Source organism: Sinomonas atrocyanea (assembly GCF_001577305.1).
In the GTDB taxonomy this organism is placed as follows: domain Bacteria; phylum Actinomycetota; class Actinomycetes; order Actinomycetales; family Micrococcaceae; genus Sinomonas; species Sinomonas atrocyanea.
Genome location: NZ_CP014519.1, coordinates 73,899 through 81,963, shown reverse-complemented (window position 1 = coordinate 81,963; position 8,065 = coordinate 73,899). Strand labels below are relative to the sequence as shown.

The window sequence follows — 8,065 nt, the reverse complement described above, 5'->3', positions numbered from 1 at the left end:
TTCTACCAAGTACCAGTACCATACTTGTAACGTACTGGTTTCGTACTGGTTTGGTACTAATTGAGTACGAAACTAGTACAGCGCCGGGGGTGTCCCCTGGTTGCTGTATTCCGGCAGGACCGCGTTAGCAGGCTGTTGGGATGGTCCAGACGGCTGCGGAGTCTGTGTAGAGGCCTGGTGGGGGCCAGTATTCGTCGGTCTCGGGGTCGTAGAGGTCTGCTTCGGTGAGCTGGTGGTCTGGGTTGTGGCGGTCGAGCCAGTCGTGCCATCTGCGGCGCTGCTCGCGGTGGACGGTGAGCTGTGCGGCGACGTCCTGGTCTGCGCCGAGCCGCTGGGCGAGCTGGGTCAGGTTCGTTGTGTGGGTGATGTGCCAGCGTTTGTCCTGGTCGCGGTGGATCATCCCGAGGGCCGACATCTCTGCTAGGGCCCGTTCGGCGGTGCTGACGCCGATTCTGGCGTGCTGGGCGACCTCTTTGGCTGTGGGGGAGACCCGGCCGCGCTCGATGGCCTCGTAGGCCAGTGCTGCGGCCGGCCCGAGCACGCGGAACACGGCTCGGACAGCGTGGATCTTGCCCTGTCGCCAGCTGAGGTCGCGGGCGAGCTCGCGGTGCTGCTGGGGGAGCTCGATGAGGTAGACGTCGGCGTTGCGGTGTCGGGCGTCGGCGATCTTGGTGACCATGCCGTCGGAAAGCTGTGCCAGGCGCCGCAGGAGGCGGGCGACGGTGCTGTGGTGCTGACCCAAGGCGAGGGCGAAGGTGCGGCAGCCGACGTCGAGGATGTTGGTCTCCATGGTCCTCATGTAGGCCAGTACGGCACGAAGGAGGAACCGCAGCCCGATGCCCTCACGTCCGTACTTCTGGAACCGCGCATCGAGGACCGCGTAGAGCACGTTCTCCAAATCGTTCACAAGCTGATGGATTGCAGCGGCGCTCGGTGCCCCCCCGGTGGGTTCAGTGAGGCTTGTGTCGCTTTTAGGGGCGTACTTCTTTCCCTGGCGGGTGACGGTGAATTCAAGGGCCTTGGTCCACTCCGCTTCGAGGAGGCGGGCGAGCTGGGCGGGGGACTGGTACAGGGAGGCGAGGCCTCGGAACTGGCCTGAGAGCTCTCCGCGGACCTGCTCGAGGGTCCATCCGCACGCGGCGAAGTGGTTCAGGACGGCCATGCGCGCCTCGGACGGTGTGCGGTAGCGGGCTGTGTCGAACAGGCCGGTCTGGGCGATCGTGCGCAGCGGGGACTGCCATCCGCCCGCCGGCCTACAGGAGCTCGCGGCGCGGGCTCCCTGGAACGACTGGGGGGTGCCTGTGGCCTTGGCACGGAGCGCGGCTTCCTGACGGTTGCGGCGCAGTTCGGGGGCGAGTGCCCTGCGGAGCCGGTCGATGTCCTCGGCGGTGTTGCGGCGCCGGAGCGTGTCGTAGGCGGCCGCCAAGGGCGTGATGAGCTGCTGGTACCCCCCACGTTTGTGGAGGGCGCCAGGGACGCGGATGCAGCCGGTGGAGGGGTTCTGGTGGGGGCTCGCATCCATGCTGGGTGCGGTGCGGGCGAGGGCGGCCACGAGCTCGCGGGCCTCTGCGCCGTCCATGGGTTCGGCGAGGGGTACGTACAGGTGGCGGCCGCCGGCGGGGGAGGAGTCCTCGACGTAGCGCAGGCCGCACGAGGCGAGCAGGGTGCCTAGGCGTTCGGCGTCGGCGTTGACGACGTCTTGGGTGGCCTTCGAGGTGTCCAGGTCCAGGCACAGCGTCGTGACGCGGCCCGCCGCGTCGTGGATCAGCACCGCTGCCGGAGCCCGCGGGGGAGCGGCGGTGAGCTTGCGGGGCGTGCCGGGGTACTGGAACTTCCCCCGGACCCACTGGCCCGCGCGGTAGGCGGGCTGGCCTGCGATCAGGGGCGCGAGGGCCCATGCCTGCTCGGGTGTGACCTGCGCAGACGGGGTCGCTATGGCAGACACGCCGACATGGCTGTCCGTCTTGAGATCCCGCTCGGGGAGCACGGCATGTAGACTTGTGGGCATAGCAGGAGGACTCTCCTAGAGGGTGTGACTGTCGGAGCCCTTCACCCGGTCCCGCCAAGAACTTGGGGTGGAGAGCTTTAGAATTTGATATAGGAAGGCCCGCCTAGGCGGGCCTTCCTCGTTTTAACTGGCTTTTGCGATGGGCAACGACTCCGGTAGTTCCTTACGGTCGAACCAGGAAGGGAGTCCGTCCGACTGCATCTCAGCGCGGAGCTGTCCGAGAATCAGTTCCATCGCCTCACTTGCCGAGATCCCTGCGTGCTTTGCCATGAGGAAAACAAGATCCTTGTGTTCCCGTGGCACCGAGGTAACGAGCTGGACATTGTCCAGCGCCGTGCCACGCTTCCGTCGCAATGCAGTACTCATGAACCGAACCTAGCCTTAGGTCTAAGGATTAAGTGGGATCCTGCGCCGTGTCGCCCGGAAGCCCTCTGGAAGCCAGGAGGCGGCGAGGCATTCGGCGTCCACGCCGACTCCGCCGGGTTCCAATGAGAGTCGGCCGAGGAGGGTTCTACCGACCGTCGAGGTAGGTGAGGAGCCTATCTGCCTCGCGGTCGCGCACGTCCCGGTTCAGCCGGTACACGACCCGCTGCCCCTGGCGGTCGCCCTCCGCGTCCGAGTCGACCAGGCCGAGCTCTTCGAGCTCCCGGAGATGGCGGAAGACGGTGTGGTAGGTCGCTTCCAGGTCGCGGGCGATTTGTCCGGATGTCTCTCCGTCGGGATGGCGGGCCAGCTCGCGGATCACGGCCGCGCGGATGGGGGAGACGCCGAATGCGCTCATCGCGGTCGCCTCGGCCGGTCCCATCGGCGTAACCCTTGCATTTCGCGTCACCGTCCCATCTTGCCGCAGGTCCTTGGTTGCTGCCCTTGACCCTAGCATCCATTGCTAGGCAAGTCTAGCAATGGATGCTAGGGTCTTGATCGTCGAGGGGGGCATCCGGGGGTTCCTTTCCCCGCGGTTTGCAAGTATTTCAGCTTCTTGTAACCCCTATGACTGTTTTGTCATTGAGGGCTGGTAGGTGTGGTGGGCAGGGGGTGAATGGGATGAAGCAGGGGATCGGGTGTGCGGTGGTGGCCGGGATGGCGGCCCCACTGATGCTGCTCGCTGCCGTGGTGGTCCTCTCGCCCGGGGACGGTGCTGCGCAGGCGGCGGGCTGCGGCGGAGCTGCGGTGTCCCCGAGAATCTCCGCCCCGACCCAGGCAGCCGGTTTCTCCGGGGAGCAGCTGGCGAACGCCGCCGTGCTGATGGATGACGCGAAGAAGCTCGGCCTGCCGGTGGCCGCGCAGGTCCTGGTGGTGCAGGCGGCGATCGGCGAGTCTTCGCTGCGCAGCATCGACTACACGGACCACACGGGCACGGTCGACGGCGTCGCCGTCACGATCGGGATCCTCCAGCAGGACGACTCCTACGGGCCACGTTCAGACCGGCTGGATGTGGCGAAGGCGGGCACTGGGTTCCTGTCTCGGCTCAAGGACGTCCCCGGCTGGGAGTCGCTGGAGCCGACCATCGCGATCCATCGGGTCCAGCGCAACGCGGACCCCCAGCACTATGCGAAGTACCGCGACGCCGCGCTCGAGGTCGTGCAGGCACTGTCCGGGGCCAAGGTGTCCGCCGGGGAATGCGGCGGCGGTGCTGCATCGGGGGCAGGGGATGACCTGCCGTGGGGCCACGGGCCCGTCGACGTCTCGAGTGATCTGGGCATGTACACGCGCGAGTGCGTGGACTTCGCCCTGTGGCGGGTCAACCAGGCCTACGGATCGACCTCGGCGCCGTTCAGGTTCACCAACTCGAACTTCCGCGGCGACGGCGGCGTGCTGGGCAACGCCGTGACCTGGCTGGACGGCTGGCGGGCGAAGGGCTGGCCGGTCGGGACGGCCCCCCGGCCGGGGGCGGTCGTCTACTACGCCCCGGGCGTCGGTGGCTCCGGCGATCAGGGGCACGTGGCCGTGGTGAAGGCCGTCGACCCGGACGGCAGCTTCCTCGAGGAGGGCTACAACGGCAGCCTCCCCCCGGAGGACCACACCTACTACACCCGCACGGTGCAGGACGGCACACCCACGGCCTTCCTGTACGTGCCGCAGAAGGGATGATCCGCGTGCTGCACAAGACCATGGCCGCCGCGGCCGGGGCCGCACTGGCCCTCGCCTGCGCCGCGTGCGCCCCGGCCGCCCCGACCGCGCAGACGGCCCAGGCACCCAGCGCGACGCCCACACCCTCGTGGACGGCCTCGCTGAGCGGCGGCGACCACGCCCAGGCCCAGAGCGCACCGCCGCTGCCCGTCCCCTCGTGGGACGCCGCCAGTGAGCAGGGCGCGAAGGACACGGCCGCCAAGGCCATGGCCCTGTTCGCCCGGCCCCGGGTGGACCAGCGGCAGTGGATCACGGACCTGGCACCGATGCTTTCCCCGGCTTACCGGACCGAGGCCGAGTACATCAACCCAGCCCGGGTGCCGGTGAGCAGGGTCCTCTCCGGCCCCGCCCTCCAGGCCTCGTCCGGGGACCCCATGACCGTCAAAGCGGTCTTCACGACCGACGCGGGGGAGTGGGCCGTCCTCCTCCACCGCACAGCAGCGGCGCAGCCCTGGCTCGTCCAGGACATCGCCACTGAGGACGCCTGAGAAAGAGGAGAACCCAGATGGCGATCGACAAGAGCAGGATCCGCGACTTCCCCCCGATCAGCATCACTGTCAAGGACGGCGACGGCGGGGAGCTGCTCATCGGAGCATCCCGGCAGACCGTGGCCGGCGGCAGCGAGGTCGAGGTCCGCCGCGAGCTGCTGGGACTGGTCGTCGCGCACGCCCGCACGGGCGGTTCCCCGGTCAGGGTCACCACCCGCGACCAGGAGAGCATCGGCGTGCTGCTGGTCTCCCCGGAAGGGGAGATCGAGGAGGAGTACTCCGAGTCCCTGGAAGAGACGGTGGAGCCGGTGCCGGCCGCTGCGGAGACTCCCAGGCTCAAGCCCCAGGCCTCGCGTGGGGAAGGGCCGGCTGTCGAGCTGGCTCCCCCGGGCGAGGCTGCGGACAGCTTCGACAGCATCGTGAAGAGCCTCGAAGAGGGCGACGCAGCGCCTCCCGCCGAGCCCCCGGCCCCGGCGACGGTGCGCAGGTCACTGCGGGACTCGCAGTCCTTCCTCGCGGTGCAGGACAACATCGAGCCGGCCAGGAAGGGCTGGCAGGGCAAGGCGAACACCTTCGGGCTCTCCCTCGCCCCGGGCGCGGCGGAGCTCGCCGAGCGCGCGGACGAGCACCTCGTCTCCCGCACCTACAGCGGGCCCCGGACTGTCGCCGTGGTGAACCAGAAGGGCGGCGCAGCCAAGACCCCCACCACTGTCTGCCTTGCGGCCGTCTTCGGACGTGCCGGCGGCTCCGTGCTGGCCTGGGACAACAACGAGACCACCGGGTCCCTGCCGTGGCGGGTGGAGCGCGGCGACCACGCCAGCTCGGCCCTGCACGTGCTCGAGCGCGCCTCCCACCTGCTCTCCGACACCGCCCGCGCCGCGGACATCAACGCCTTCGTCCACCGCCAGACCGCAGACAAGTACGACGCACTGTTCTCCGACCAGGACATCGACGGCGAGCACGAGATCACCGCCTCCGAGGTCGACGTCCTGCACGCTGTCGCGTCGAAGTACTTCAACGTGATCCTGATGGACTCGGGCAACAATCACCGGGCCGCGAACTGGCGCCAGATGATCAGCCACACGGACCAGCTCGTCGTCTCCACCACGACGGTGGAGGACAGGGTCGAGGGTGCCCGCCTGACCCTGCAGGGGCTGGCCGGCCGCGACGGGCGCACCGCGCAGCTCGCCGCGGACGCCGTCGTGATCGTCTCCCAGGAGCAGCCCGGGCACGAGAAGCTGGCCCAGCTGCACGCTGAGAAGTTCCGCCCGTACGTGCGTGAGGTCCATGTGATCCCGTTCGACCCGGCGCTCAAGGACGGCGTGATCCACTTCGGTGCTCTCCGTCCCGCGACGCAGCGGGCATGGCTGGCCGCGGCCGCATCGGTCGCGAAGGGCCTCTGATGGCGGCCGCCGCCCGCCATTCCGCCTCGAAGTGGCTCCAGGCCCTCGAGGTCGCACCGGAGCCCGCAGCGGCCCCGGCGCTCCGGGATGCCCCAGCCGGCCCCACGCGGCCGCAGCGGGGCGTGCGATGGGTGTCGGAGGCCGGCGTTCCGCGCACCACGGTCACTGGACCGGCCCCGTCCGTGTGGGTCATGGGGGTCCATGGCGGATCGGGGGAGAGCACCCTCTCCGCCCTGCTCGAGAGCGCGGTGCCCACAGACCACGCGTGGCCGGTCCGTGAGGAGCGCGGCGGCCAGGACGTGGTGCTGCTGGTCAGCCGCTCGAATGCTGCCGGGCTGCGCGCCGCCCAGCTCGCCGCCATCGAGTACGGCTCCGGGGCCCTGCCCGGGGCCTTGGCGGGGCTCGTGGTCATGGCCGATGCCCCCGGGCGGCTGCCGAAGGCCCTCGCCGACCGGCTCCGGCTCGTCGCCGGTGCCGTGCCCCACCTGTGGCAGGTGCCCTGGGTGGAGGGCTGGCGCCTGACCGAGACGCCGGACCCTGCCTCGCTGCCCCCATCGGTGCGCGGCGTCCTCGACAAGATCCGGCTGCACACCGCAGCCGGCAACCAGTGAAGGAGAGTCTCAATGAGGTTGTCAAGCCGCTTGGGCGGCCGCGGGTGCGCGTTGCTCGAAGGGCCTGCCGTCTCTGAGGAGGGCCCAGATCACGTTGATTCGACGCCGGGCGAGGGCGAGGACGGCTTGTTTGTGGCTCTTCCCCTCGGCGCGTTTCCTCGTGTAGTAGGCCTGCGAGAGCGGGCAGTGGTTGGCGGCTACCTGGGCGGAGAGGTAGCAGGCCCGCAGGAGCCGGCGGTCGTAGCGTTTGGGCCGGTGGTGGTTGCCGCTGATCCTGCCCGAGTCGCGCGGGACGGGGGCGAGGCCGGCGACCCCGGCGAGCCGGTCTGCACTCTCGTAGCGGGTCAGGGTCCCGCCGGTGGCGGCGATGAACTCCGCGGCCAGCTGCGGTCCGAATCCGGGGACGCTCAAGAGGATCTCGGCGTGCCCGTGCTCGCGAAATCGGGCCTCGATCAGGTCCTCGGTCTCCTCGATCTCGCGGGTGAGGCGGAGGATGTCCGCGGCGAGCTTGGCAACGAGCATGGCTCCGGTCTTCTGGCCGGTGATAGTGGTGTGCTGGCGGTTCGCAGCCTCGACCGCGGTCTGGGCGAGTTCGGCCGGGCTGCGGACGCCCTGCTTGCGCAGCCACGCCTCGATTCGGGGGGCTCCGGCGCGGCGGATCCCGTCCGGGGTCTGGTATTTCGTGAGCAGCACGAGGGAGCCCTTGCGTCGGGAGTAGTCGAACGCGGTCTCGAGGGCGGGGAAGTACTGCAGCAGATTGGCCCTGAGCCGGTTGAAGGCGCGGGTCCGGTCGCAGACCAGGTCGGTCCTGTGGGATACGAGCAGGCGGAGCTCCACGGCGATCTCGTCCGCGCCGCGGATGGGCTGGAGGTCGCGGCGCATCCTGGCCTGGTCGGCGATGATCGCGGCGTCCTTGGCGTCGCTCTTCCCGTCGCCGCGGTAGGTCCGGGAAGCATGGTGGACCGTCCGGCCGGGGATGTAGAGCACCGGCTGGCCGTGGTCGACCAGCAGGCTGATCACCAGTGCGGCCCCGCCTTGGTTCAGGTCGGTCGCCCATACGACTTCCTCGCTCTCGGCGATGCCGAGCACATCCGTGATCAGGGCCAGCAGTTCGGTCTCGTTGTTCGCGACCCGGCGGGAGAGGACGCGTCTTCCGTCCTCGTCGATCGCCACGCAGTGGTGGTGGGTCTTGCCTGCATCGATCCCTGCCCACAGTCGCGGCACGGGCAACTCCTCGTCTCGTCGGGATGTGGTTCACCCAGCAGACGACCACGCCGTCGTGTCCTTACACAGCGATCGTTCGCACTTCTCAATCAGCGGTCGAGTCATCGCGGGCACCGGGCGGCCAATCTCCTTTAGCCCCAACTACGGCGGACAGAAATGAGCCATACCCGGCGCCCCTGGGTGATGGCGAGCATACAAAGC

7 protein-coding genes are annotated in these 8,065 nt (G+C 69.2%); 4 read left to right on the top strand and 3 right to left on the bottom strand.

What is annotated here, in order from left to right; translation table 11 throughout:
- Positions 1–124 precede the first annotated feature (124 nt).
- Both SA2016_RS20575 and SA2016_RS22555 read right to left on the bottom strand, forming a co-directional pair.
- Positions 125–1,945, bottom strand: coding sequence for a hypothetical protein (locus tag SA2016_RS20575; RefSeq protein WP_141305547.1), 1,821 nt, complete (start codon positions 1,943–1,945; stop codon positions 125–127).
- 574 nt (positions 1,946–2,519) lie between these two features.
- Positions 2,520–2,789: an ArsR/SmtB family transcription factor gene (locus SA2016_RS22555; protein WP_169803113.1), complete on the bottom strand. Its 270-nt coding sequence runs from the start codon at positions 2,787–2,789 to the stop codon at positions 2,520–2,522.
- Between the two features lie 299 nt (positions 2,790–3,088).
- Here SA2016_RS22555 and SA2016_RS20565 point away from each other — a divergent pair, with 299 nt between their 5' ends.
- From SA2016_RS20565 to SA2016_RS20550, 4 genes are read left to right on the top strand one after another with little or no spacing between them, the layout of a single operon-like run.
- A complete protein-coding gene (locus tag SA2016_RS20565) occupies positions 3,089–4,099 on the top strand; it encodes a CHAP domain-containing protein (RefSeq protein WP_229711013.1) in 1,011 nt (336 codons plus the stop codon).
- 5 nt (positions 4,100–4,104) lie between these two features.
- Entirely contained in the window at positions 4,105–4,626 is a 522-nt protein-coding gene (locus SA2016_RS20560) for a hypothetical protein (RefSeq protein ID WP_141305548.1), read from the top strand.
- 17 nt (positions 4,627–4,643) lie between these two features.
- Entirely contained in the window at positions 4,644–6,029 is a 1,386-nt protein-coding gene (locus tag SA2016_RS20555; RefSeq protein WP_066503184.1) for a MinD/ParA family ATP-binding protein, read from the top strand.
- Complete coding sequence (locus SA2016_RS20550) at positions 6,029–6,640, top strand: DUF6668 family protein (RefSeq protein ID WP_066503183.1); 612 nt, start codon at positions 6,029–6,031, stop codon at positions 6,638–6,640. Before SA2016_RS20555 ends, SA2016_RS20550 begins: the two co-directional genes overlap by 1 nt.
- Positions 6,641–6,661: 21 nt before the next feature.
- Here the strand turns inward: SA2016_RS20550 and SA2016_RS20545 are convergent, their stop codons facing one another.
- Positions 6,662–7,864 (bottom strand): IS110 family RNA-guided transposase, encoded by a 1,203-nt coding sequence (locus SA2016_RS20545; protein ID WP_066503181.1) that lies wholly within the window; start codon positions 7,862–7,864, stop codon positions 6,662–6,664.
- Between the last annotated feature and the right edge of the window lie 201 nt (positions 7,865–8,065).